This window comes from uncultured Veillonella sp. (genome assembly GCF_963543145.1).
Classification (GTDB): domain Bacteria; phylum Bacillota; class Negativicutes; order Veillonellales; family Veillonellaceae; genus Veillonella.
This window is the reverse complement of the sequence record NZ_CAUTZP010000013.1, coordinates 22432-47020: the sequence shown is the minus strand read 5'-3', so window position 1 is coordinate 47020 and position 24589 is coordinate 22432. Positions and strand designations below refer to the sequence as shown.

22 protein-coding genes and 2 riboswitches are annotated in these 24589 nt (G+C 40.3%); of the genes, 4 read left to right on the top strand and 18 right to left on the bottom strand.

The window, feature by feature from the left end; all coding sequences use genetic code 11:
- Positions 1-412 precede the first annotated feature (412 nt).
- Positions 413-958 carry a rubrerythrin gene (rbr, locus tag RWZ05_RS06850; RefSeq protein ID WP_314643125.1) on the top strand — a complete coding sequence of 182 codons (546 nt, stop codon included), beginning with the start codon at positions 413-415 and terminating at the stop codon, positions 956-958.
- Between the two features lie 178 nt (positions 959-1136).
- Here the strand turns inward: rbr and thiM are convergent, their stop codons facing one another.
- Together thiM and thiD are read right to left on the bottom strand one after the other, a co-directional pair.
- The gene (gene thiM / locus RWZ05_RS06845; protein ID WP_314643124.1) at positions 1137-2645 is read right to left on the bottom strand and encodes a hydroxyethylthiazole kinase; all 1509 of its coding nucleotides are present in this window, start codon (positions 2643-2645) and stop codon (positions 1137-1139) included.
- Between the two features lie 4 nt (positions 2646-2649).
- Positions 2650-3492: a bifunctional hydroxymethylpyrimidine kinase/phosphomethylpyrimidine kinase gene (gene thiD / locus RWZ05_RS06840; protein ID WP_314643123.1), complete on the bottom strand. Its 843-nt coding sequence runs from the start codon at positions 3490-3492 to the stop codon at positions 2650-2652.
- A 63-nt stretch (positions 3493-3555) separates the two neighbouring features.
- A riboswitch (TPP riboswitch) is annotated at positions 3556-3650 on the bottom strand.
- Between the two features lie 80 nt (positions 3651-3730).
- A riboswitch (TPP riboswitch) is annotated at positions 3731-3836 on the top strand.
- Positions 3837-3889: 53 nt separating this feature from the next.
- On the opposite strand from thiD, the gene cytX reads away from it, so the two are divergent.
- Entirely contained in the window at positions 3890-5086 is a 1197-nt protein-coding gene (gene cytX / locus RWZ05_RS06835) for a putative hydroxymethylpyrimidine transporter CytX (RefSeq protein WP_314643122.1), read from the top strand.
- Positions 5087-5095: 9 nt separating this feature from the next.
- Here the strand turns inward: cytX and RWZ05_RS06830 are convergent, their stop codons facing one another.
- From RWZ05_RS06830 to modA, 3 genes are all read right to left on the bottom strand, one after another.
- A complete protein-coding gene (locus RWZ05_RS06830) occupies positions 5096-5725 on the bottom strand; it encodes an ATP-binding cassette domain-containing protein (protein ID WP_314643120.1) in 630 nt (209 codons plus the stop codon).
- A gap of 8 nt (positions 5726-5733) precedes the next feature.
- Positions 5734-6402: a molybdate ABC transporter permease subunit gene (modB, locus tag RWZ05_RS06825; protein ID WP_314643118.1), complete on the bottom strand. Its 669-nt coding sequence runs from the start codon at positions 6400-6402 to the stop codon at positions 5734-5736.
- 96 nt (positions 6403-6498) lie between these two features.
- Positions 6499-7287, bottom strand: a complete 789-nt coding sequence (modA, locus tag RWZ05_RS06820) for a molybdate ABC transporter substrate-binding protein (protein ID WP_314643116.1) — start codon at positions 7285-7287, stop codon at positions 6499-6501.
- A gap of 380 nt (positions 7288-7667) precedes the next feature.
- On the opposite strand from modA, the gene RWZ05_RS06815 reads away from it, so the two are divergent.
- The gene (locus RWZ05_RS06815; RefSeq protein WP_314643114.1) at positions 7668-8657 is read left to right on the top strand and encodes an AEC family transporter; all 990 of its coding nucleotides are present in this window, start codon (positions 7668-7670) and stop codon (positions 8655-8657) included.
- Positions 8658-8734: 77 nt separating this feature from the next.
- Here the strand turns inward: RWZ05_RS06815 and RWZ05_RS06810 are convergent, their stop codons facing one another.
- The 9 genes from RWZ05_RS06810 to glmS form a co-directional block, all read right to left on the bottom strand.
- Positions 8735-9025, bottom strand: coding sequence for a metalloregulator ArsR/SmtB family transcription factor (locus RWZ05_RS06810; RefSeq protein ID WP_314643113.1), 291 nt, complete (start codon positions 9023-9025; stop codon positions 8735-8737).
- 191 nt (positions 9026-9216) lie between these two features.
- The gene (locus tag RWZ05_RS06805; RefSeq protein WP_004693853.1) at positions 9217-9663 is read right to left on the bottom strand and encodes a universal stress protein; all 447 of its coding nucleotides are present in this window, start codon (positions 9661-9663) and stop codon (positions 9217-9219) included.
- A 170-nt stretch (positions 9664-9833) separates the two neighbouring features.
- Positions 9834-11105 (bottom strand): hypothetical protein, encoded by a 1272-nt coding sequence (locus RWZ05_RS06800; RefSeq protein ID WP_314643111.1) that lies wholly within the window; start codon positions 11103-11105, stop codon positions 9834-9836.
- 8 nt (positions 11106-11113) lie between these two features.
- Positions 11114-11869, bottom strand: coding sequence for an amino acid ABC transporter ATP-binding protein (locus tag RWZ05_RS06795; protein WP_314643109.1), 756 nt, complete (start codon positions 11867-11869; stop codon positions 11114-11116).
- A 37-nt stretch (positions 11870-11906) separates the two neighbouring features.
- On the bottom strand, positions 11907-12563 hold the full coding sequence (locus RWZ05_RS06790) for an amino acid ABC transporter permease (RefSeq protein WP_314643107.1): 657 nt from the start codon (positions 12561-12563) through the stop codon (positions 11907-11909).
- 123 nt (positions 12564-12686) lie between these two features.
- Positions 12687-13499 (bottom strand): amino acid ABC transporter substrate-binding protein, encoded by an 813-nt coding sequence (locus RWZ05_RS06785; RefSeq protein ID WP_314643105.1) that lies wholly within the window; start codon positions 13497-13499, stop codon positions 12687-12689.
- 249 nt (positions 13500-13748) lie between these two features.
- Complete coding sequence (locus RWZ05_RS06780) at positions 13749-14225, bottom strand: hypothetical protein (protein WP_314643104.1); 477 nt, start codon at positions 14223-14225, stop codon at positions 13749-13751.
- Positions 14226-14261: 36 nt separating this feature from the next.
- A complete protein-coding gene (gene trpS, locus RWZ05_RS06775) occupies positions 14262-15248 on the bottom strand; it encodes a tryptophan--tRNA ligase (RefSeq protein WP_314643102.1) in 987 nt (328 codons plus the stop codon).
- Between the two features lie 58 nt (positions 15249-15306).
- The gene (gene glmS / locus RWZ05_RS06770; protein ID WP_314643101.1) at positions 15307-17139 is read right to left on the bottom strand and encodes a glutamine--fructose-6-phosphate transaminase (isomerizing); all 1833 of its coding nucleotides are present in this window, start codon (positions 17137-17139) and stop codon (positions 15307-15309) included.
- A gap of 520 nt (positions 17140-17659) precedes the next feature.
- On the opposite strand from glmS, the gene RWZ05_RS06765 reads away from it, so the two are divergent.
- Positions 17660-19147 (top strand): hypothetical protein, encoded by a 1488-nt coding sequence (locus tag RWZ05_RS06765; protein WP_314643100.1) that lies wholly within the window; start codon positions 17660-17662, stop codon positions 19145-19147.
- A 291-nt stretch (positions 19148-19438) separates the two neighbouring features.
- Here the strand turns inward: RWZ05_RS06765 and glmM are convergent, their stop codons facing one another.
- The 4 genes from glmM to cdaA form a co-directional block, all read right to left on the bottom strand.
- Positions 19439-20794, bottom strand: a complete 1356-nt coding sequence (gene glmM / locus RWZ05_RS06760; protein ID WP_314643098.1) for a phosphoglucosamine mutase — start codon at positions 20792-20794, stop codon at positions 19439-19441.
- A 190-nt stretch (positions 20795-20984) separates the two neighbouring features.
- Positions 20985-22583 carry an FAD-dependent protein gene (locus RWZ05_RS06755; protein WP_314643097.1) on the bottom strand — a complete coding sequence of 533 codons (1599 nt, stop codon included), beginning with the start codon at positions 22581-22583 and terminating at the stop codon, positions 20985-20987.
- 200 nt (positions 22584-22783) lie between these two features.
- Entirely contained in the window at positions 22784-23704 is a 921-nt protein-coding gene (locus RWZ05_RS06750) for a CdaR family protein (RefSeq protein ID WP_314643096.1), read from the bottom strand.
- Complete coding sequence (cdaA, locus tag RWZ05_RS06745; protein WP_314643095.1) at positions 23701-24513, bottom strand: diadenylate cyclase CdaA; 813 nt, start codon at positions 24511-24513, stop codon at positions 23701-23703. Before cdaA ends, RWZ05_RS06750 begins: the two co-directional genes overlap by 4 nt.
- Between the last annotated feature and the right edge of the window lie 76 nt (positions 24514-24589).

Genomic DNA, 24589 nt, shown 5'->3' with positions numbered 1-24589 from the left:
GCTAATTTTATAAACCCTATACTATTCAGTCTTTAAGAAACCGCATTTTTACTACATTGATAATATTTATCATTTAGAAAATTTTCGAAATAAATTTTATAAAAACACTTGCATTTCTCATTTAGTATGTTACAATATAGTCAACAATGATTATTCGTTAAGTATACGGATAGCACATTGTATATAAAACTGTTAAGACGGCAAGTGCCGAAAAGCACAAATAAGTAAGTACTATTTTAAAAATTTAGACAAGTGTCTATTTGATCTAAGAATAAGTTTTCTTACTAAGGCGAAGTCGCCCACGAAATTGCAGAATAAGTATTCTATTATTTGAATTCACAACCAAGTGGTTATGAATATATAAGTTAAGTAACAAATTTTGAAATTATCGTAAGTACAAAGGAGTATTAAAATGGCAGAATTAAAAGGTTCTAACACAGAAAAAAATCTACAAGCAGCATTTGCTGGCGAATCCCAAGCATTCCAAAAATATACATTCTACGCAGCAGCAGCTCGTAAAGCTGGCATGAACGAAATCGCTGATTACTTCGAAGAAACAGCTCACAACGAATCTGCACATGCTAAAATGTGGTTCAAAGCTCTTCATGGTGGCGATGTATCTTCCGATATCGAAGCTAACCTTCGTGATGCAGCTGCTGGTGAAAACTACGAACACACTATAATGTACAAAGAATTCGCTGAAGAAGCTGAAAAAGAAGGCTTTGCTAAAATCGCTTATCACATGCGCGAAGTTGGTAAAATCGAAGCTCGTCATGAAGCTCGTTACCTTGCATTAGCAGCTCAAGTATCCGGTAACAAAGTGTTCCACAACGACGAACCAGTTGCTTGGATCTGCGCTAACTGTGGTTATGTACACGTTGGTGAAGACGCTCCTAAACTTTGCCCAGTATGTGCACACCCACAAGCTTTCTTCCACCGTTTCGTTGAATCCATCTAATCTGTAAGTACTACACTAACTAAACTAACAACCTGTAAGTACAGATTTTAATTAAACTATACCTGTAAGTACAATTAATCTTACAGTAAGTACTAACAACTTCCTTAACTAAAAGACGATGACTCAAGTCATCGTCTTTTTTGTGTTCTATTTACTATGAAAGAGTATATTCTATTATCTAATATACTAACTGTTTAAATTGTTGAGCCGATTCAAAAGGACTATCTGCATGAGCGATAGCAGAAATGACAGCTACACCACAGGCCCCTGCTTGTAGTACAGGTTTCGCATTTTCTAAAGTGATACCACCAATTCCTACACATGGCAATGTTAAGCCTTCTGCTTGAAGTTCAGTAATTCGATTAGGTCCGCATGGTACTTGGGCGTCAGGCTTACTACTTGTGGCGTACATAGGCCCTACACCTATATAATCAGCGTAGATTACATCAGTCTTATGTAGTTCCTCCACAGAGTGAATAGAGATACCAACCACCTTATGGCCCACAAGATTACGCACCTTTTCTAGACGCATATCTTCTTGTCCTACATGTACACCATCAGCATTAACAGCCATCGCTAAGTCTACATCATCGTTGATAACATAGAGTACATTGTATTTTGCACAGATTTGTTTTAGCTGTTGGGCTAGCTCTAATTTCTGTTGCCCAACTAAAGTACCTTCACCCTTTTCTCTAAATTGGAAACAAGTCACACCGCCTCGACAAGCGTCCTCTACGATAGAGAGTAAACGATTTTCATTCAGTTCCACATCTCGGGTACCACTGATGAAATATACTTGTAATTGATCAGGCACAACTACAGGGCGTATATGAATGTCAGCTATAAGCACCGTATCATCGAATATATATAAACTATCCATAAAGGCTACACTAAAGCTACCAGGTTTTACACCACTTACTTGCACTGCACTTTCACCGGCTAAACCATAATAAGCTAGTGTATAGGCAAGGAACTCAGCGATAGACATATTATGCATAAACGAATAATATCCACTAAAGAAGGCTCCTAATACAGCTCCTAATAGACAGCCTGTACCCGTTACAGCCGTCATAATAGGATGTCCGTGTGGCACTGCAAATACTCGAGTTCCATCGGAAACATAATCCTCTTCACCAGTAGCTACAACAGGGCAGTTAATAAGGCGCGCTAGACGATATACGATAACAGCACTATCCTCAATCTGCCCCCCATCTACACCCTTACCGGTAGTAGAAGTATCTGCCTGATTATTAGGACTTAAAGCATCGTAGATAGCTTTAATTTCACTTTGATTACCTCGCAATAATGAGATGGCACCAGTCTTAATCAAGTCTAGCACCACAGATAAACGATACGCCCCTGCATGACACCCCACTGGATCTAACACGATAGGAACCTCATATTTCTTCGCTAGTGCTATGGCATCTTTGTAGTAGCTAACCTTGTCTGGGGTTAGAGTGCCAATATTGATGAGTAGTGCCGATGCATGGACAATGAGGTCTTTCAAATCTTCACTACACTCACTCATCACCGGTGATGCACCAATAGCTAATAAACCATTTGCCGTAAAGGTCCTCACTACATCATTGGTAATACAAATAACGAGAGGGTTTCTCTGACGCAAGATTTCTAATATATTTAGCTCAGACTGAACTTTACCATTCATATATGGATTTTCATAGGTCATATCACTATCTCCTCTCGTCATCTTTCAATAGCTCATCCATCGTTTCAGTTCCATTAGATAACAGGCCATAAGCCATATGATTAACAGGACCACAGCTATTTCCCAGCCCAGGATTATGTTTAATAGCAAGTGCAATATAGTCCTTGGCAATACCAATAGCATCCATTACATCACGTCCCATTGCAAGCTCCGCTGTAATCACTGCGGAGAAGGTACAACCCGTACCATGGGTATGCATCGTATCATATTTAGGGCTTGTCCAAGTACGGACGCTACCATCTTTAGTGAAAGCATAATCCGTTGCATCTTCGCCGATGTGACCGCCTTTAATGATAACAACTTGAGGTCCTAAGTCCTGTAGGATACGATGCGCCGCCATTGTTATGTCACTTTCACACGTAATAGACAGGTCCGCTAATACCTCAGCTTCGCTGCGATTAGGGGTAATAACCGTGGCGGTAGGAATGAGTTTAGATTTTAAGAAATTCACCGCTTCATCTGATACGAGTCGATCACCGCTAGTGGCAATCATAACGGGATCCATTACGTACGGAATAGTTTTACTCACATAAGGATAGATGAGGTCCATCATTTCAGGTAAAGCAATCATGCCCGTCTTAACGGCTTGTGGTTCAATGTCAGAATACACATCGTGTAATTGTTGCTCAATACTCGCAAGCGATAGATGTTCTACATGATGTACGCCCGTCGTATTTTGAGCCACCACGGACGTAACAACGGCCATGCCGTATACGTGACGACTTTGGAAGGATTTCAAATCGGCCATAATACCAGCACCGCCGCTAGGATCAGTACCAGCAATTGTCAATGCAGTATGTAGTTTCATAATACCTCCGAACATATAAAAACAAGACCACTCCAAATGGAATGGTCTCGTAATAGTTTAGTATTATGTTTCACTCCACTTCCCTACGCCAGTATTATCTGGATCAGGTCTAGGGTTTTGAATGGTCAATCTCAGCAAAAGCACCCCTAGTGGCAATATATTTTTATACTCTAGTTATAACATTATTATACAATCTATGCAACAAAGAATTGACGGTTTCCTATTATCCACCTATAATGAAGCCATAACGGGGTGCTCACACGAGTGGGCTGAGAGTAAGCTGAAGCTTTAACCCATAACCTGATTTGGATAATGCCAACGTAGGGAACATAGAGGATTAATAGCCGAGTTCCTTTTTGGACTCGGCTTTTTTATGACTTCCTGGCAAGGAGGACGTATGAAACACACACACATCACACTACCACAGTTTGCCATGATATGGTTCGGTGCCGCTCTGTCTATAGCGGAAATTATGACCGGTACCTATCTGGCCCCCTTAGGGCTCACCCAAGGTCTATATGCTATCATACTGGGGCATATCATCGGCGGTATATTACTCTTTGGAGCTGGCCTCATCGGTGGACAGCTACGGCAAGGCAGTATGAATACAACCGCCTTCAGCTTTGGCCCACTCGGGGCTAAAGGCTTTGCCTTTTTAAATATGCTTCAACTTATCGGCTGGACTAGCATCATGATCTATGATGCTATGCTAGCCTTACAAGAGCTAGCCCCCCTATCCCCTATATTCTGGACGATAGCTATCGGAGCGCTTGTCATCCTGTGGCTCTTCATCGGCCTCCACAATACGGGCTATATTCAAGCTATCGTATCTGTGTTATTGCTAGGTCTCACCCTTTACATGGGCGCTCACATGATAGCACAGTGGTCTAATGAAGGTAGCCTTCTAACTAGCAGAAATATGAGTTTCATCGCAGCTCTTGAATTATCTATTGCCATGCCACTATCTTGGCTACCGCTTATCAGTGATTATACCCGTGAAAGCAAAAATCCTTTTGCCGCATCACTTACAAGTGCTACCGTCTACACAATAACAAGTATCGTTATGTACACCTTAGGCCTTAGTGCCGCTATCTTTGGTGGTGGCGACTCCATCATTACCATCATGATGAATACCGGACTTGGCCTTGCGGGACTCATCGTTATCATCTTCTCTACCGTTACTACAACCTTTATGGACGCTTACTCTGCAGGCGTATCTAGTACGACTATCTATCACGGTGCATCTAGTAAAGGTGTAGCTATCATAGTTACTATCGTGGGCACTATTGCAGCGATTCTATATCCAATGGATGATATTACTGACTTCCTATACCTCATCGGCTCTGTATTTGCACCGATGATTGCCATCTTATTGGCAGACTACTTTATCAATCGTCAACAAGTACAAACACTATCGGCTTATCTCGTACGAGGTCTTATTTGGGCCGTATCTGTTGGTTTATACCACTATATGTTACATAGTGAAAGCACAATAGGTGCCACCTTACCAAGCTTTACAATGGCATTTGTCGTAACAGCTATCGTTGGATTTATAAGTAAAACAGCACACACATCTGCAGAAATTAAACGGTGAGACTTCCCCTTATTTAGGAATTGTAATAATTCCGTTTTCACAGGTCCAGTGTCTATCTCCTACGTTTTCTGCTTCACTTTCATCATGGGTAACCCATACGCAGGGTACATCCCATTCACGGATGATAGATACGAGGTCCTCACGAACTTGTTTTCTCAAGTTCCAGTCTAGAGCAGATAAAGGTTCATCGAGGAGCAAAACAGTCGGTTTAGAGTAGAGAGCACGTCCCAGAGCAACCCGTTGTTGCTCGCCACCAGATAATCTACCCGCCTTAGTGTTGCGGTATTTTTCTAAACCTAACCGTTGTAACAACGTAGTACACATGTCAGGTGTGCCTCGTTTGCTATAGGTAATATTACGTTCTACCGATAAATGGGGAAATACAATATTGCCTTGTGGCATATAACCTACTTGGCGCTCTTGAGCGGGCACCCAAAGCTTTCTATCTCGATCAACCCAGGTCATTTCATCACATTGAATACTGCCAGTAGTCGGTTTTACGAGGCCCGCAATACATTTGATAAAAGTACTTTTACCACTACCGGACTGTCCCGTCAGCACAGTAATGCCTGACGGCAATGCACCATCGGCTTTCACAATCACAGAAGGTCTAGATACAGTAAAAGAAAATGTAATCATAGAACCTCCTAATTATTATCTGTATGGCGGAACAAGGAATCTTTTGTAATAAGGTGAATCCCGCTCAGTAACGCCAATGTAAGAACACAAATATAAATAACTAACTCAAAGGCATCCATGTACTGCCCTGCCTCTACATAGGAGTAGATAGCTAACGGCATAGTACGTGTTACCTTTGGGATATTACCAGCTATTAAGATAGTAGCACCAAACTCGCCCATAGCGCGGCAGAACGCTAAAATACTACCTGTTAAAATACCTTTCCATGCGAGCGGTACAGATATGGTAAAGAAAATGCGTAACTCTGAAGCACCTAATGTTCGTGCTACATCCTCCATATTATGATCTACGGACTGCAATGCAGAGCGTACAGTTTGATAAAACAGTGGAAATGCAATAACAGAAGAAGCTATGACGGCACCGGAAGCAGCAAAGACGACGCTCATGCCATGAGCTTCAAGCCAAGCACCAAAGGCATAGCCCGGTGTAAATACCATAAGCAGCGCAAAACCAACGACTACAGGAGGTAGTACTAAAGGCAATGTAATAAGGGCATCGAGAATGGCAATACCGCCCCATTTACAGCGATTCATCCAGTAACAAGTGGCTAAGCCACTTAGGATAACAATAACGAGGGCAATGCTCGCCACCCACAGCGATAGCCAGAATGGACTCATGCCACTCCCCCTTTCTATATACAACAAGTTAGGCTATGTACAATATCTATATTGTATCATAAGAAAACGCTAGCCATGAGAGCTAGCGTTTTACCCTTATTTAGAAGTGGAGAAACCGTATTTCTCTAATACTTTTTGGCCTTCTGGGCTCATTACGTACTGGTAAAAGTCTCTTGCCAATGCGTTGTCATATTTTTTAATGATACCAATTGGATAGATAATTGGATCATGAGAGTCTGCAGGTGCTACTGCGGAAATTTGAACCGCATCACCTGCTGCAATAGCATCAGTTTTGTAGATGAAGCCTGCATCACCAGCACCTTGGCTAATAGAAGCCGTTACTGCTTTTACATCTTTTGCATATACTACATTAGGCTCTACTTGTTCCCAAACACCTAATTTTGTTAATACTTGTTTAGCATAGTTACCAGCTGGCACTGTTTCAGGATTACCTAATACAAGGCGTTTCACATTAGCAATTTGATTTAATTCAACTTTAGGTTGACCTTTAGGAACTACGAGAACGAGTTCATTTGTAGCGAATGGTTTTACATCACTTACAAGGTCTTTTTCTTGTAACATTTTCATATTTTTTTCGTCAGCAGAGATGAATAAGCTAGCTGGTGCACCTTGTTCAATTTGTTGACGCAATGTGCCAGAACCAGCAAAGTTAATAGCAATTTGATCATCTGCTAAATTATGGCTTTTTTTGTAAGCATCAGCCAGTTCTGTAAGAGCTCCTTTAAGACTAGCCGCAGCTTGTACAGTAATCTTTTCAGATGTACTGGGTTTGCCTGTTTCTGCCGATTTGCTTGCATCGTTACCACAGCCTACCAGAAAAGCAAGCATGAAAACGCTCATTAATACTAATAGAATTCGTTTCATAATTCCTCCTGTGCATCCCTCCGGACGCCACACTGTAAAAGCTATGGTCAAACCTTGAGACACATCGACTAACAAAAAACTAAATATACAATATATTCATAGTATACTATAAATTTATAGCCTACGTCGTATGCAAAAGCTCACATTTTGCATAGATATATTTCTGATGATTATGATTAGTAATCATAATAGATAAATTTTTAAACCTCAAATAATGCATACTATGGTATGATAATACTATAGAGGATGAGAAAGTTCTAAACAGCTTTTGAAATATATCCACTAATCATTTATATAATACTAACTGTATATTTACTCTATACGGTTATACAATAAGTTAACACTATGCCCTATATTAATAAGAAACTCTAGGTGAGATAATGAATTTATTCGTATTAATAGGCCATATCTTTATGAATTCCATGATACCTATTTTAATACTTATAGGGGTTGGATTTATATTAGATAGAAAATTTAAACTCGATCTATATACGTTGAGTAAGCTGAACTTCTACATTTTATTGCCTACTTTTATATTTAGAGCGATGTATGAAGCAAAGCTTAACTCAGGTACGTTAGAAATTGTATTTGTTGCATTCTGTGTACTCATACTAAACTCCATACTAGCCGATGTAGTTGGGCGAATGCAGGGTTATGACGTAGCGAAGATCGCGACCTTAAAAAACTGCGTTATGTTTAACAATGTTGGAAATATGGGCGTCGCCCTCGCCATATTTGTATTTACCAATGTGCCCTACGTCATTGATGGAGCCACACCTTATGCTAACTTGGGTCTTGTGAGCGTTGTATCCATCATGATTATTCAAACCATCAGCAGTAATACGTATGGGTTCTACCAAGCTGGTGCAGGCAGACTAAGCCCTCGAGATGCACTAAAAGTAGTGTTCCATATGCCAATGGTATATGCCATCCCACTGGCTCTATTATGCCAGTTGCTACCCTTCGATTTACACGGTCTCTTCTTCTTTGCACCGCTTAATATCTTCGCCAACGCTTTCGTCGGTGTTGCTATGATTGCCTTAGGTGTACAAATTAATAGAACGCCATTAAACTTCTTCAAGCTTGATGTTATGATTGCTTCAACCTTGCGTCTTGTTGTAAGTCCACTCATAGCCGCGGCTATAACTATACTATTCATCAAGTTCTATGGCCCTATGCATCCAATAGCGGCGCAAACGCTCATTATAACCTATAGCGTACCAACAGCTATCAATATGTCTCTCATTGCCATTGAAATGAAGAACAACCCAGAATATGCTACACAAATCGTTATGGGTACTACAATTCTATCAGCAGTAACTATGCCACTATTCATTACATTCGCCTATTATCTATTTCCATTATATTGATACTAGTATACCTATACAAAAAGGAGCCCTTCAAAAGGCTCCTTTTTTACATTTGAATAATTATCTTATCTTTTTACTTATTGATGAGATACGTGTTCCATACCCATTCTTACGAGACCTTCCACATGATCATCGTTTAGAGAGTAGTATGCAGTTTTTCCTTCCTTTCGATAGGTCACAAGGCGTGCTTGACGTAAAACGCGTAGTTGGTGTGAAATAGCGGATTGACCCATTACCATTGTTTCTGCAATGTGATTTACACACATTTCGTTTTCTAGTAATAGTTCTACTATTTTAAGGCGTGTAGGGTCTCCCAAGATTTTAAACAGCTCTGCTAGCTTTAGCAATGATTCTTGTTTGTCGCTCATATAGTCCCCCTTAATTTCATTCATATCCATGCGTATACTCTGTATTTCTTATGTATAACTGATCGATGTTGCTTAAATTAGATTACTCTTATGTAGAGCATACATATAAATATTATATCATTTTTATTGTATTAAAAAAGAGACTTTGTAAACAAAGTCTCTTTTTGTATCATATCAAAACAGGATATGAATTATTTAATGATTAGTACAGGGCAAGTGGAGTGGCTAGTTACATAGCTACTTACGCTACCCATGAATAAGCCTTTCAAAGGACCAAGGCCACGGCTACCCATTACGATAAGATCAGCATTGTATTTTTTAGCTACTGCAAGTAATGCAGGTCCAGGGGAGCCAACTTCGAATACGCTTTTAACTTTAACACCTGCAGGAATTTCTTTTACTACATCGTTAAGAATTTCCTTGCCAGTTTCTTCCATATCTTCAGCGATTTGCTCAGATACGTAGCCACCAGAAATTGGTGTTTGGTCAAAATTGGAAATAGCAGATACGATATTCGCAACGTGAACAACGATTAATTCAGCTTGGTTGCGGTCTGCTACTGCAAGAGCATGCTCCAACGCACGTTTAGCATTTTCAGAACCATCAGTAGGTACGACAATAGTTTTGTAGGTAACCATAATAACCCCTCCTATTACTAATCCCTCAAAGGGGATATGATCAAAGATCGTTTAGCCTATACTAATATATTCTAGACTACGAAGGAAAACTCCTCTTTTTTCAAAAGGATTTATTACATTATAGCACAAATCATACAAAAATATACAAATAAAAGAATATTATGTGTATATTAGAGAACTTGTGAAGACTGGTTCGTGTTAAGAGTCGTAGTCAACTTAAATCCATCGAGTACATCGATGAGCTCAGGTGTAGCTAAACTAACACCTGCCGGACCAATCATACGCGCTACTGCTACATTGCCTTCATTACCCAGGATAATTGTAGCAGCAAAGGATACTGGAGCCGCCGCAGATGTATCAGATGTATTCGGATTTTTCATATGTCCTGCAAGATAGAACATTACATTTCCATCGATGATATGCGTTTCATAACGAGTAATACTCGCCTTATACATCTCAACGAGTTGTTTAAGGTAATAATCGGCAAGCATTTGCTTAGCCATCATCGTCGGCATCCCTGTACTAACTGCTTGCACAGGGATTGTGAAAGACTCCACATCGAGGCGAATGTTATGTTTAGTGAAAGCAATCTTACCCTTTTCATTAAGACGAGTAAATCCTTTTGGATACGTAAACTTGATTCCTTCTGCTACACTAATGTCATTCGTTCCAGTTAAGAACTTTTTAACACCTTTAATAGCATTAGAACTATTTTTATTGATCAGCTCAAAGGATGGAATCGTATGCTCCATCAAGCCGGCCTCCATGAAGTCTGCATGAATTGGCGCATAGGTGCTAACCAAATTATAGCGATGTGTAGGATCTTTATCCATAATGAATTCCGCTTCAAACACAGACTGTACCGGCTCTGTAGAGGTCATTTCTGCATAAGATTTAGGCGTTGTTTTATCCCACCGAGCAGATGTGGCACCTTTCTTACTAAAGAAACCACCTACAATATCATTGTTTTCAAATGCATTACTATGTTGACGCCAAATGCTTAAATATTCCTCGCTAGACATGCCCTTAATTGGCACACCATACCAAGTTGTATTCCATTCCTTTTGAGATACCCCATCTTGCGGTGTATTATTACGCTTTGTGAAAGACACCGTATAAGCATCATCTTGAGTTGGACCAGCTAAATTGAAGGAATAGCCTTGAATATGCTCGCTTTCACTACGCACATCCATATCTAGCATGACACCGTCAGCTACGCGCCAAGGAATTGTAAAAGTATAACCATTTTTATAGTCCTTAACTACTGTGTTCATTTGCGTAGCATAAGATTTATATTGAGCTGGCAAAATAGAGGCGGAATCCTTTTGAGACTCTACAATCGCCAAAGGTGTTTCAGGCGTACCTTGTAAGCCCTCTGCCATGATAGAGGTCGTCCCCAAAGCCATAACAGCTAATGTCGCTGCAATCAAACGTAACTTCATAGGTCCTCCTATAACATATTATCCAAAAACGCTTTTGTTCTAGCGTTCTGTGGGTTATTAAAAATCTGTTCTGGTGTTCCTTCTTCTTGAATAACACCATCTGCCATGAAGATAACGCGGTCAGATACTTCACGAGCAAAGTGCATTTCATGGGTTACAATAATCATTGTCATATGATCATCTGCCAATTGTTTAATAGTCTTAAGTACTTCACCTGTAAGCTCCGGATCTAGAGCAGAGGTCGGTTCATCAAAGAGCATAATTTCAGGATTCATTGCTAGTGCACGAGCAATAGCTACACGTTGCTGTTGACCACCAGATAAACGTGATGGATACATATCACGTTTTTCCCAGAGTCCTACCTTCTTAAGTAAATGCTCTGCAATCGGTAGAATGTCTTCATCCTTCATGCCTTTTACCATACGCGGTGCAATCATAATATTGTCAAGTACAGTCATATGCGGGAATAAGTTGAAGGATTGAAACACCATGCCCATACGAAGCAATAAATCATGCTGTGTTTGAGGTGAAGCATATTTCACAATACCATCTACGGTACTAGCAAGCACGGTACCATCTACGGTAATAGAACCACCATCAATCGTTTCCAATTGACCTAAGCAGCGCAAAAATGTGGATTTACCTGAACCAGAAGGTCCGATAATAGAAACAATTTCCCCTCTATTCATTTTGAGCGATACATCGCGCAATACAGTTTGATTATTAAAGCGTTTTTCAATACGCTCCATATTTACAAATGTCATAAGTACCTCACATACGACAAATTACCATAGAATTAGATTAATCTTCGTATACAGCAAATCTTCGTTCTAAGTAGTTGAAGATATTCGTCAAAATAAAAGTAAAGATCAAATAGAATATTGCTGCCACGAGGAATGCAGAAATATCAAAGTCACGTTGTACGATAGACTTCGTAATACGCAAGATATCATTCATCGCTAATACATACACGAGAGATGTATCTTTCAACAAGTTAATCGTTTCGTTCGCAAGCGGTGGCAATACGCGTTTAAACATTTGTGGCAAAATGATTTTGCGCATAGTTTGAGAGTACGTAAAACCAAGTACCTTTGCCCCTTCGTATTGCCCACGAGGGATGGATTGAATACCACCGCGGAAAATTTCACATAAATAAGCTGCGTAGTTTAATACGAAAGTAAGAACTGCTGCCGTCGCATCATCCATCTGAATGGAACCATCTGTGATGATTGGTAACGCATAATAGACGAATAAAATTTGTAACATCAACGGTGTGCCACGCATTAAGTACACGAAAGCGTCTACTAGTTTATCTACTAAAGGCAATTTAGATAGGCGCAACATGGCCAATAATATACCGCCTGGAATAGATAGAATCCATACAATACAGAATAAAGATACGGTTACCTTTAAACCCTCAGCGATAGTTGGGATAATCTGCAATAAATAATCTAACATGGAATACTCCTTCAAAACACGACTAGAGAAGAGGCTGCTGGCCTCTTCTCTAGTGTACATTTCGTTCTTTAATTATCAGTTGTACCTACTGACCATAGTACTATTAGTATACCACGAATCGTACTATTTAACATCGCTCTTATCAAGGTCTGCGCCAGAGCCTAACCATTTTTCAGCGATTTTATCAGCAGTGCCGTCTTTTTTCATTTCAGCTAAGATACCATTGATTTTGTCACGTAAAGCAGTGTCTTCTTTACGGAAACCAACAGCAAAGTTATCTACACCGTAATCAGTACCTTCTACGATTTTGTATTTACCAGGTTCTTTTGTCATGAGGTAACGAGCAATAACGCCATCAGCAATAACCGCATCTACACGTCCAATGCCAAGATCCATGAAGGCACTTACGAAATCAGCATAGGATTTAATTTCTTTAACAGTTTTACCGCTTTCATCCTTTTGTAATGCAGCTTCACCAGTACTAGCTTGTTGTACGCCAACTACTTTACCAGCAAGATCAGCCTTACCTTTGATGGACTCATCTTCATTACGAACGATGATGTATTGTTTATCTTGCATATATACATCAGAGAACAAAATATTTTTCTCCCGTTCAGGAGATACGGTCAAACCATTCCACAATGCGTCGATTTTTTTAGATTTCAATTCAGCTTCTTTACTGGACCAGTCGATAGCTTTGAACTCTACATCCATGCCAGCACGTTTAGCTGCTTCTTTTGCCATGTCGATATCAAAGCCTACGATTTCGCCTTTATCATCTTTGAAGCCCATTGGAGGGAAGCTATCATCTAAACCAATGACAATTTTCTTAGGCAATTCTGTATTAGCAGTTTTAGTATCACTACCACATCCCGTTACAAATACCATCATAGACACTGCTGCAAGGCCAACAGCCATCATCTTTTTCCAATTCATAACTATCCTCCACGGCGTTATCGCCTAAGCTCTACAAAGTTTTATGATTTGTACAGTTCGTTTTCTGTACCCGATGATTGTATTATACTTTAGTTCATTAAAGTTGTAAATAGCTAATTTAATGAATTTTTGTATTTTTAGTTTATGAATCTACAGTCTCTAATCGGTGCATCTATATACTTAAAAATACATTTTAAACACAGTCATTTGTGAGTTTTACAATGATTTATTTAATAAATTGCCTGATTGTTATGACTGAGTATGCTTATGGATGGCCTCTATCATAGCCATTTTATCCTTATATGGTACTTGAGTTAAATCAAGAGGTATTACATAAATACCACCATGACCGTTCATAGCCTGTAACTCACGCCACCCTTCAGTAAAACCGATAATATGATCATAATCGACAAAGACAAAATATTCATCCCCATTAAAGAGACTGTGAAAGTATTCTTTCACAGAAAAAGTCCTCCGCTTTAACACGAGGCCCTTTTCACAGATAAAAGCTTGACTTTCACCTAATCTATGAAGGGTCCACAATATGACGAGTAACAAGAGATAATACCATACTCGTTCTGCCCAGTCTGAAGGCATATATTTTATGATTAACGCACATACCACAAGACCGATGATGCGACCGGTCCATTGGATTCCGCGATGTATTTCTAAGCTCTGTTGTACGGCACCTGATGAAAAGCGTTCCATCGCCTCTTGTTTCGTCATGGTTTTCCTCACAAATTGAAAGTCTACTATATGTTTTTATTTACGGCACAAGCCCATAGCTTGTTCTACCTTGCGGTACATTACACTCGCTTTAGCTTGTGCCTTAGCAGCACCTTCATCGAGAATAATATCGAGTTCAGGACTTGTAATCAATTCATTATAGCGTTGTTGAATTGGTTCAAGGGTTGCTACTAAAAGGTCAGCAATGTCGGATTTGAACACGCCATAACCTTTACCTGCGTACATTTCTTCAATGGCTTCGTAGCTGTCTTTTGTGATAGCACGATAAATACCCATCAAGTTAGAAATGCCAGGTTTATTTTCTTTATCGTAACGCACTGCATTATCAGAGTCAGTTTGAGCGCGTTTCAATTTTTTCACAATCAAATCTGGTGCATCCAAAAGGCGAATCGTTGCATTTTGGTTATCGTCAGATTTACTCATTTTCTTAGTTGGCTCTTGCAAGCTCATAACACGAGCACCACCTTCACCTACCTTGATATCAGGTACTACAAAAGTTTCACCAAATCTACGGTTAAAACGCTCTGCCAAATTACGAGTCAACTCAAGATGTTGTTTTTGATCCTCACCTACAGGAACATAGTTCGTACCATATAGCAAAATATCGGCCGCCATCAATGGTGGATACGTAAGCAATGCTGTAGGAATAGAGTCACCTTGCTTTTGAGACTTATCCTTATACTGTGTCATACGCTCTAATTCACCTACGTAGCTAATAGATTGCATAACCCAACCAAGTTTAACATGCTCAGGCACTTCGGATTGCACGAACAATGTTACCTTTTTAGGGTCGAGACCAACTGCAAGGTATAACGCAGCCAAATTACGAGTATTTTGGAATAACTCTTTTGGATTTTGCGGTACAGTAATCGCATGTTGGTTAACGATGCAATAATAACATTCATCAGTATCTTGATAGTCTAAGAAATTACGTAAAGCCCCCAAATAGTTACCAAGTGTTAACTCCCCACTTGGTTGGATGCCGGAAAATATAACTGCCATAATAGTCTCCCTATATTGAAATAAACCAACAGTGCCGAAGCACTGTTGGTTATATATATTATTCTACGGTTACAGATTTAGCCAAGTTACGTGGTTTATCTACATCTGCGCCGCGAGTAATCGCTGCGTAGTACGCTAATAATTGTAACGGTACAACAGCAAGAATTGGAGCGATAAATTTATTCGCACGAGGCACATAGATTGTATGGTCTACGTGTTTAGATAATTCTTCGTCACCTTTCATACCGATACCGATTACAACAGCTTCACGCGCTTTTACTTCACGGATGTTGCTGATCATCTTATCGTACACATCCTCTTGTGTAGCCAATGCAATAACAGGCACGCCTTCTTCAATAAGCGCTAACGTACCATGTTTCAACTCACCACCAGCGTATGCTTCAGCGTGGATGTAAGAAATTTCTTTCAATTTCAAAGCTCCTTCCATCGCTACTGCATAGTCGATAGCACGACCCAAGAAGAACGCATCAGATTTGAAGCCATAATGTTTAGCAAAAGCTTTCATATCTTCATCTACTTCAAAGATTTCATGAATCAATGTAGGCAAGTTACGAACACCACTAAGGATTTCTTCACCTACAGCTGGATCCATTTTACCGTTCAATTGGCCAAGGTATACAGCGAACAACAAGCCTGCTACTAATTGAGTAGTGTACGCTTTTGTAGACGCTACAGAGATTTCAGGGCCAGCCCATGTGTAAACTGTGTTATCTGCTTCACGGGAAATACTGGAGCCTACTACGTTTGTGATGGCTAAAGATTTAGCGCCAAGGCGTTTAGCCTCTTTCAACGCTGCCAATGTATCGGATGTTTCACCGGATTGGCTGATAACGATACATAATGTTTTGTCATCAGTCAATGGATTGCTGTAACGGTACTCGGATGCGATTTCCACACTTACAGGAATACGCGCCAAGTTTTCAATATATTGTTTAGTGACAAGACCTGCATGATATGCAGTACCACAGGCAACGATGAGGATTTTATTGAAAGCTGCTACATCGTCAGCAGTCCAATTCAACTCATCAAAGATTGCTGTTTTTCCATCTTCAGAGATATGTGTACCAAATGTATCGCGAACGGCTTTAGGTTGGTCATGAATTTCTTTTAACATGAAGTGTTCATAACCGCCTTTTTCAGCAGCCTCTGCATTCCAACTTACGTGGAATACTTCTTTATCAACAGGGTTACCTGCACGGTCAAATACGGATACATTATCGCGAGTCACAATAGCCAATTCGCCATCGCTCAAGATGTAAGTATCGCGCGTGTAGTTAATGATAGCTGGGATATCGGAGGCAACAAAGTTTTCACCTTTGCCAAGACCGATAACCAATGGGTTTTCTTTTTTAGTACAAATAATTTTGTCTGGCTCATCAGCACAGATGATTTCAAGTGCATACGCACCGTCAACACGATCGAGCATGCGACGTACAGTACCTACGAAATCTCCATCATACATATCTTCTAACAAGTGAGCTACTACTTCTGTATCCGTTTCAGATTTGAAATGGTACCCTTTTTCGATAAGCTCCTCTTTTAAAGGCATGTAGTTTTCGATAATACCGTTGTGAACAACAGCAAATTTACCATCTTCAGATGCATGAGGATGGGCGTTCATATCGGATGGACGCCCATGTGTAGCCCAACGAGTATGACCAATACCTATAGTTCCTTCATTAGGATCTGCTTTTACAATCGCCTCAAGATTAGCAAGACGGCCAACCTTCTTTTGAATTTTGATTACATTTTCAGCACCAATAACTGCGATGCCTGCAGAGTCATAACCACGGTATTCTAACTTTGCCATACCGTCCAATAAAAAATCAGATGCTTGATTAAAGCCAATGTATCCTACGATACCACACATAAATATATCCTCCTATAACTGGGGGCATTCTAGCCCCAGCCAATAACTAAGGCTAACAAATTAATCTTCTAAATTAACGTTCTAATTATGTATTAATTATTTAATACAATTCATTCAGATATACTTTGTCCCCATCGTTACCGATGGGATTTTTAATATCTGTTACGACATGAATGTGCCGGAAGAGCATCCGCTGATGATTCGATCACTCTTCACCTCGTCTACCCTAACGACTGCCTTCGCGGGTACTTGCGCTATTCGCCTTTACGAATTCGGATTTCCTTTCTATGATATACGGCAGAATTAGTACAAATATGAATTATGTACTGAGCTATATTATACTAAAAAAATCGATAAGATGTAAACCTCCGAACCTAATTCAGAAACAACCAAAAAAGATTTCTTCTGTACTTCACGATATTTTCATTGTAAGAAATTATACTGCTATCAATCTAAATTTTACGCAATTAGATTTTGTTATATTCTCAAAATATATTTATAGAATTTGGAGATGATTATTATGAATAAAACAACTATAAAAAAGAAACATTCAACACATAAAAATAATATACAATACAGAAAATTACGTCGTTGGGTTCTACCCGCAGTTTTAGGAGCGGCACTCTCTACATTAGCCATCATTCCCACATTGGCGGCAGACACTCAAACTACAATTAACGCAACTACTGTAACGACAACAGAACAAGTGCCAACACCACCTGCACAAATCGGTACACCGCCCAACGGAGCTCCACATGGTAACCCACCTGCAGGGCAACCGCCAACAGCGCCTCCAAATGGACATCAAAACGGAGCCCCTCCTGCAGATATGCAAAATGGAGCACCTGCTGGCATGGCACCACAAGCTGAAGTAGATCCTAGTACTTTCACAGGTACGTCTGTAGTAACAGAAGATAAATCTATGGCCCATGAATTGATTACCAACACAACTCCTGATCAAAATGCTTTTATTGCTAAAAATAAGGCAGTCGTAAACATCGAAAATAGCGTATTTGATAAAACGGGGAATACAACAAGCGATGACAATAGTAATTTTCGAGGTCAAAATGCCGTAGTATTGGGTATTGATGGTAGCCAAATCAATATTAAAGGTAGCAATATTACATCTAACTCTAATGGTTCCAATGCGGTCTTTGCTACCGGTGAAGGCTCTGTTATCAATGTAGAGAATACTAATATTCACACTAAAAGCGATTCCTCTCGTGGTCTAGATGCTACGTACAAAGGCACCGTAAATGGCAAAAATCTAACGATTACTACTGAAGGTGCCCACTCTGCGACCCTTGCTACTGATCGTGGCGAAGGTACGATTACTGCAGAAGCTGCTAAACTGACAACCTCTGGTGCAGGCAGTCCTGTTATCTATTCCACTGGTAATATTACAGCTAACAATGTGAATGGCGTAGCTAATAACAGTGAAATTGGCGTTGTAGAAGGCAAAAACTCCATTACCCTTACGAACTCAAACGTAACTGGCCACAAAGATAATGGTTTCATGCTCTACCAAAGCTTCTCCGGTGATGCTGAAAGCGGTATTGCACGCCTTAAAGCAGAAAATAATACACTCACAACACACTCCACAGGTGCATTCATCTATGTAAATAACACTACGGCTGAAGTAGACCTTACTGGTAATACAATCTTAATGCCAAATACTACGACTCTAGTAAAAGCAGCGGCAGACTCCCGCTGGGGCAATACTGGTGAAAACGGCGGTCACCTCACACTCCGCGCCTCTAACCAAGAACTAAGCGGTAACATCGTAGCTGACTCCATCAGTACTATCGCACTAGATATGACAAATGGCTCTAGTCTCGTAGGAGCTATCAACACAGACAACACAGCTAAAGAAGTTACAGTAAAACTCAGCAAAGACTCTAGCTGGACACTCACTGGCGACAGCTATGTAAAATCCTTAACGAACGAAGACACAACAGGCAGTAACATTCACTTGAATGGATACAAACTCGTTGTAGCTGATAAATAACGACTCACTAGTGACGAATCCATTCGGTAGCCACCTAAAATACATATAAAGAAAATGCCCGCCAATATATGTTCCTGCAGCGACTTCAGGTAGTACGGAGCAAAGGGACATATATTGGTGGGCATACCTTTAATATAAAAGTTGTAGAATGGATTCACAATTATTAAAATCCATAGGATTAATCTCAGTAAAGATGGTTCCTCGCTGTGGATTTTGCGTTGAAAAATCTTACGCTCGGAACAAAGTGATGTGTGGGCTTCATCGTCGCAAGCTCCTCTGCCGCCTCACACCCTACTTTTCAGCCAACCCTTGTTCTCTACCGATAATATCAGCAATTTCTTGACATAAGGATTGTAGTTCTTCTTGATCAGGGCCTTCAGCCATAACGCGAATGAGTGGTTCTGTACCAGATGCACGTACAAGTACACGACCTTCATCACCAAGTTCACCTTCTGCTGTTACAATAGCAGCTTTAATAATATCGTTATCTTCCCAACCTGTTTTTGTAGCAACACGAACATTCACAAGAACTTGTGGGTATTTTGTCATAATGCCAGCCAATTCAGAAAGTGGTTGGCCTTTTTCTTTTACAAGAGCCGCTACTTGAACAGCAGTCAACATGCCATCACCAGTTGTATTATGGTCTAAGAAGATGACGTGACCAGATTGTTCGCCCCCAATGGAAAGATTGTGTTCACGCATGTATTCCAATACATAGCGGTCACCAACAGCAGTGGAAACGGTTTTCATACCGAGTTCTTCAGCTGCTTTGTGGAAGCCAATATTACTCATAACGGTACCAACAACAGTATCGTCTTTAAGTTTGCCTTCTTCTTTTAACTTAAGAGCACATAACAACATGATTTGGTCACCATCGAGGACTTGGCCTTTTTCGTCAACCAATAAACAACGGTCAGCATCGCCATCATTAGCAATACCAAGGTCTGCATTATGTTGTTGTACAGCCACTTGCAAGCCTTCAATGTGCGTAGAACCACAGTGATGGTTGATATTTAAACCATCTGGATTAACATTGATATTGATAACCTTTGCTCCAAGACCAGACAAGATTTCTGGACCTACGCTAGAAGCGGCACCATTGGCACCATCATACACGATAGTCAACCCATCAAGGGATGTATCAATAGTGTGACGCACAAAATGAGCGTATAAATGAGCCAAATTACTATTGTACTCAATTTTACCAATGCCGTCCCCTGTAGGACGAGCCAACTCATTATCTGCACTTTGGCGCACATAGTTTTCTAACTCATCTTCCACTTCATCTGGCAATTTATAGCCATTACCATCAAAGAATTTAATGCCATTATCTGGATATGGATTGTGGGATGCAGAAATAACAGCACCTGCATCAAATCCTTGTTCACGTACAAGGTATGCTACTGCTGGAGTAGGCACTACACCTGCAATTACTACATTGCCACCTACAGAGCAAATGCCCGATGCTAATGCACTTTCAAGCATAGAACCAGAAATACGCGTATCGCGACCAATCAAGAATGTAGGATGTTCTTTTTCCTTACCAAAATATGTAGCCGCAGCACGGCCTAAATGATAGGCTAATTCAGGTGTTAAAAATTCATTAACAACACCACGTACACCATCTGTACCAAATAAACGAGCCATAATTATCCTCCTCTAGGGATTTGTGAATGTGTCACAAGTCTATATATTAACCGTTGATTATTATTTTTAATAGTTACTGTTGTGTATTATATCACAATATAGAAAGCATATATACCTACTATAGAGTTACAACTATATTACATAAACAGTATGAATCTATACTGTAGTTCCCTTCACAGTATATTACCAACTAGTTTGGTTTTGCGTATTTCGCCATACATAAAATGGCTGTTTCTGCCCCATCGAGGGCTGCGCTCATGATGCCACCAGCGTAGCCAGCACCCTCGCCCATAGGATAGAATCCACCTACAGTTGGAGAAACACGCTCTTCGTTGCGCCCCATCCGTAGTGGTGCAGAGGTACGAGTTTCAACGCCTGTCATGCATACGGCAGGATCATCGAATCCATGAATGCGACGGCCCCAATATGGTAACGCCCGTTCTAATACAGATGTAACGAATGGCGGTAAACAATCATGTAAATCGCAGTTCACTACGCCTGGTTCATAGCTATACGTGCTATCTTGTACGCTAGGTGATGGTGAAAGCCCCAAAAATTGACCTACTGTTTGCGCTGGCGCATGGAAGTTAGAGCCGCCCAACTCATAAGCTTTACGTTCCCATTCACGTTGGAAGGCAACGCCATTGAGTGGATGTGTACCAAAGTCATCAGGACCTACATTAACTACGATAGCACTATTCGCAACACCGCTATCACGAGCATACAAACTCATGCCATTTACAACAACGCCACCATTTTCAGAGGCAGACGCTACCACTTGACCACCTGGGCACATACAGAAGCTATACGCTGTACGGCCTGTTTCTTTATCGTGGTATACGAGAGAATATTCTGCCGCACCAAGGCCCAAGCTGGATGGTTCTACACCATATTGGGACTCATCAATTACAGCTTGATCGTGCTCAATACGAACGCCAATAGCAAATGGTTTTGCCGTCATTTCTACATTTCGTTTATGTAGCATTTCATACGTATCGCGTGCACTATGACCTACTCCAGAAAGTACAACTATGGTATCGATACGCTCATTACCATTAACTTCAACACCTACGATATGGTCATTTTCAATAAACAAATCAGTTACTTTTGCACCAAATCGAACTTCACCGCCCCATTCGATAATACGTTCACGCATAGATTTTACCATGGTGCGCAACTTATCTGTTCCTACGTGCGGTTTATGTTTATATAATATTTCCTCAGGAGCACCGAACTCTACAAAATATTTGGAGATTTCGTGCAATCTAGGATGGGTAACGCGAGTTGTCAATTTACCATCCGAGAAAGTACCGGCACCGCCCTCGCCAAATTGTACATTCGATTCAGGCTTAAACACACCGTCTTTCCAAAATGTTTCTACATCTTTGCTACGAGTATCGACATCTTGACCTCGTTCAAGAACGATAGGACGGTAGCCTTCACGGGCAAGGTAAAATGCGGCTAACATACCTGCCGGACCAAAGCCCATAACTACGGGACGATGTGCTAATGGCACATTTCCATAAACGATAGGCTCTGGATCTTCTGCTGTAAATACAGATACATCCTTTTGTTTGCCTAATTTTTTCATAATTTGAGCTTCGTTATGAACTTCAACAAACAAAGTATATACAAAGACAATATTTGGTTTTTTGCGAGCGTCTACAGCACGTCGTACAACGTGAATCGTTTCAATAGCGCCTCTTAATTGGGGATATTTCTTTTCTACAATATCCTTTATATCCGACTTGACCGTAACAGCCACGCGGAGGTTTATTATTCTAATCATATCTATCCTATTTCGGCGACCCTTCATGGGTAGCTTATATCTTTATTATTTGACCTAAATTCCTAACAACTGACCTACAAGAAAATGGTCATACATCTTTATTATACAACACTACTATAAAAGCTAGTATAGAATTAATAAAAAGGTCCTAACAGAGTATGTAAATGATACTCCATTAGGACCTTCTTTTAAATCTCACATTAAGTAGCTTTCTTTTGAATTTCTATCTTAACTTGTACCGTAGAAGAATTACTATTGATACCACTAGGTAATACTAAATTGTAAGACCCTTGAATACTTTGAGTAGCCCCAGACACATCAATTGATTCCGTTTGAATTTCAGACACAGCGTCTATCATTTCTTCTCGGCCCGTAATAGTTACTTGTGCAGGTGTAGTGGAAGTAGATTTGATTTCATAACCATCCGCTACTGTCCCCACTGTAGGAACCGTAATAGAAACAGCTTTGTCCTTACGTAACAAATTAAGCTCATATTGTGCTTGACCTTGATTTGGAATGATATGTACATCCAATACATTGCCAGCTGAATCCCAAGCCTCTAACGTACTTACAGCACTGAAGTTCTTAGTTTGTCCCGCCACATTGACTTTCATAACAACCTTGATCACTGCATTAACTTGTTGCTTGCGCCCAGACACAGTTACCTCTTTTGGTACAATCGTTACTGATTTCAAAGCGATGTCATCAGAGAATTTGCCGATTGGAACAATTTCAACAGGAACCTTTCTTTCAGCATACTCGTCAACATTAATAGTAATACTATCTGGTTTTACTTCCACAAGGCTCATGCCTGCAGGAGGCGTAAAGTTAATAGTCACATTATTTTGACCTGGTTTCACACCAGACGCATCAATATAAGCGCGAAGATTATCTGACTTCATCGAAATAATCGTATCTCGAGGGCCAAACAAGACAACACGTACCATATCTGGTGCATCCTCTATTATGTAGTCAGAGTTGAGGTTTTGAACCTGTACAGGCACAGTATAGGTCACCTCCATCACAGGGTTCTGATCCTGTATGATAAAGAACCACATGACGATAGCCGCTAGCAAGGATAATAACTTAGCAGGCCAATTTCGTTTTAGATGAATCATCATTTGTTTGCCCTCCATTTCCACACACTAGTAATGGTTTGACGAGGGCGTTCCATAAAGGTGCGTAAAGCCTCCTTAATTTGATCCTCTGGTAAATGGCGATAAATATGACCACCATAAGTATAAGAAATCGTACCTGTTTCCTCACTGACAACGACAACTACCGCATCAGTTTGTTCAGACAAACCGATAGCTGCACGATGACGTGTACCTAGTTCAGTACTCAACGTACGATCTTCAGTAAGCGGTAATAAGCAACCAGCTGCACGAATGCGACCATCGCGAATGATAAGAGCCCCATCATGAAGCGGTGTGCTCGGTACGAAAATATTTTTAATTAATTCACGGCTCAATACAGCATCCATTAAGATACCTGTATCTACAAAGTCATTAAGACCTACTTCGCGTTCAAACACGATAAGTGCGCCCGTATGTTCACGGGACATAACGCGTGCCGCCGCCATCACTTCATTGATAGCCATATCCATTTCCTCTTCTGTTACATTTTGAGCCTTGCTGAAGATACGGCCGCGACCGAGTTGCTCAAGAGCACGGCGTAATTCAGGTTGGAACACGACTGGTAAGGCAAAGAGAAGTACAGTCATACTTTGTTGCAATATCCAGTTAATAACATATAGATTGAACAGATGACTAATCAAATTTATTATTGCTAAGAACACGATGCCTTTTAAAAGGGCAACAGCCCGTGTATCTTTAAGCATTTTATATAAATAATAAATACCAATAGCAACAACAAGAATATCAAGGATGTCAAGTAGCCTAAAGGTACGTATAAGTGCGTCAATATGCATAAAAATAACTCCTTATACAAAATAATAAGGTGCAGTCAATTCTATGACTGTACCTTATATTTTAACTCATTTTGAA

What these genes read in the sequence shown, in the direction of transcription:
- modB (WP_314643118.1), bottom strand. Translation starts at nt 6,402, where the DNA reads ATGAGTCCATTCTGGCTATCGCTGTGGGTGGCGAGCATTGCCCTCGTT.
- RWZ05_RS06755 (WP_314643097.1), bottom strand. Translation starts at nt 22,583, where the DNA reads ATGATTAGAATAATAAACCTCCGCGTGGCTGTTACGGTCAAGTCGGAT.
- RWZ05_RS06800 (WP_314643111.1), bottom strand. Translation starts at nt 11,105, where the DNA reads ATGAAGTTACGTTTGATTGCAGCGACATTAGCTGTTATGGCTTTGGGG.
- glmM (WP_314643098.1), bottom strand. Translation starts at nt 20,794, where the DNA reads ATGGCTCGTTTATTTGGTACAGATGGTGTACGTGGTGTTGTTAATGAA.
- thiD (WP_314643123.1), bottom strand. Translation starts at nt 3,492, where the DNA reads ATGAAACTACATACTGCATTGACAATTGCTGGTACTGATCCTAGCGGC.
- RWZ05_RS06815 (WP_314643114.1), top strand. Translation starts at nt 7,668, where the DNA reads ATGAATTTATTCGTATTAATAGGCCATATCTTTATGAATTCCATGATA.
- thiM (WP_314643124.1), bottom strand. Translation starts at nt 2,645, where the DNA reads ATGACCTATGAAAATCCATATATGAATGGTAAAGTTCAGTCTGAGCTA.
- RWZ05_RS06795 (WP_314643109.1), bottom strand. Translation starts at nt 11,869, where the DNA reads ATGACATTTGTAAATATGGAGCGTATTGAAAAACGCTTTAATAATCAA.
- RWZ05_RS06810 (WP_314643113.1), bottom strand. Translation starts at nt 9,025, where the DNA reads ATGAGCGACAAACAAGAATCATTGCTAAAGCTAGCAGAGCTGTTTAAA.
- RWZ05_RS06765 (WP_314643100.1), top strand. Translation starts at nt 17,660, where the DNA reads ATGAATAAAACAACTATAAAAAAGAAACATTCAACACATAAAAATAAT.
- cdaA (WP_314643095.1), bottom strand. Translation starts at nt 24,513, where the DNA reads ATGCATATTGACGCACTTATACGTACCTTTAGGCTACTTGACATCCTT.
- RWZ05_RS06780 (WP_314643104.1), bottom strand. Translation starts at nt 14,225, where the DNA reads ATGACGAAACAAGAGGCGATGGAACGCTTTTCATCAGGTGCCGTACAA.
- RWZ05_RS06805 (WP_004693853.1), bottom strand. Translation starts at nt 9,663, where the DNA reads ATGGTTACCTACAAAACTATTGTCGTACCTACTGATGGTTCTGAAAAT.
- modA (WP_314643116.1), bottom strand. Translation starts at nt 7,287, where the DNA reads ATGAAACGAATTCTATTAGTATTAATGAGCGTTTTCATGCTTGCTTTT.
- glmS (WP_314643101.1), bottom strand. Translation starts at nt 17,139, where the DNA reads ATGTGTGGTATCGTAGGATACATTGGCTTTAATCAAGCATCTGATTTT.
- RWZ05_RS06750 (WP_314643096.1), bottom strand. Translation starts at nt 23,704, where the DNA reads ATGATGATTCATCTAAAACGAAATTGGCCTGCTAAGTTATTATCCTTG.
- rbr (WP_314643125.1), top strand. Translation starts at nt 413, where the DNA reads ATGGCAGAATTAAAAGGTTCTAACACAGAAAAAAATCTACAAGCAGCA.
- trpS (WP_314643102.1), bottom strand. Translation starts at nt 15,248, where the DNA reads ATGGCAGTTATATTTTCCGGCATCCAACCAAGTGGGGAGTTAACACTT.
- RWZ05_RS06830 (WP_314643120.1), bottom strand. Translation starts at nt 5,725, where the DNA reads ATGATTACATTTTCTTTTACTGTATCTAGACCTTCTGTGATTGTGAAA.
- RWZ05_RS06785 (WP_314643105.1), bottom strand. Translation starts at nt 13,499, where the DNA reads ATGAATTGGAAAAAGATGATGGCTGTTGGCCTTGCAGCAGTGTCTATG.
- cytX (WP_314643122.1), top strand. Translation starts at nt 3,890, where the DNA reads ATGAAACACACACACATCACACTACCACAGTTTGCCATGATATGGTTC.
- RWZ05_RS06790 (WP_314643107.1), bottom strand. Translation starts at nt 12,563, where the DNA reads ATGTTAGATTATTTATTGCAGATTATCCCAACTATCGCTGAGGGTTTA.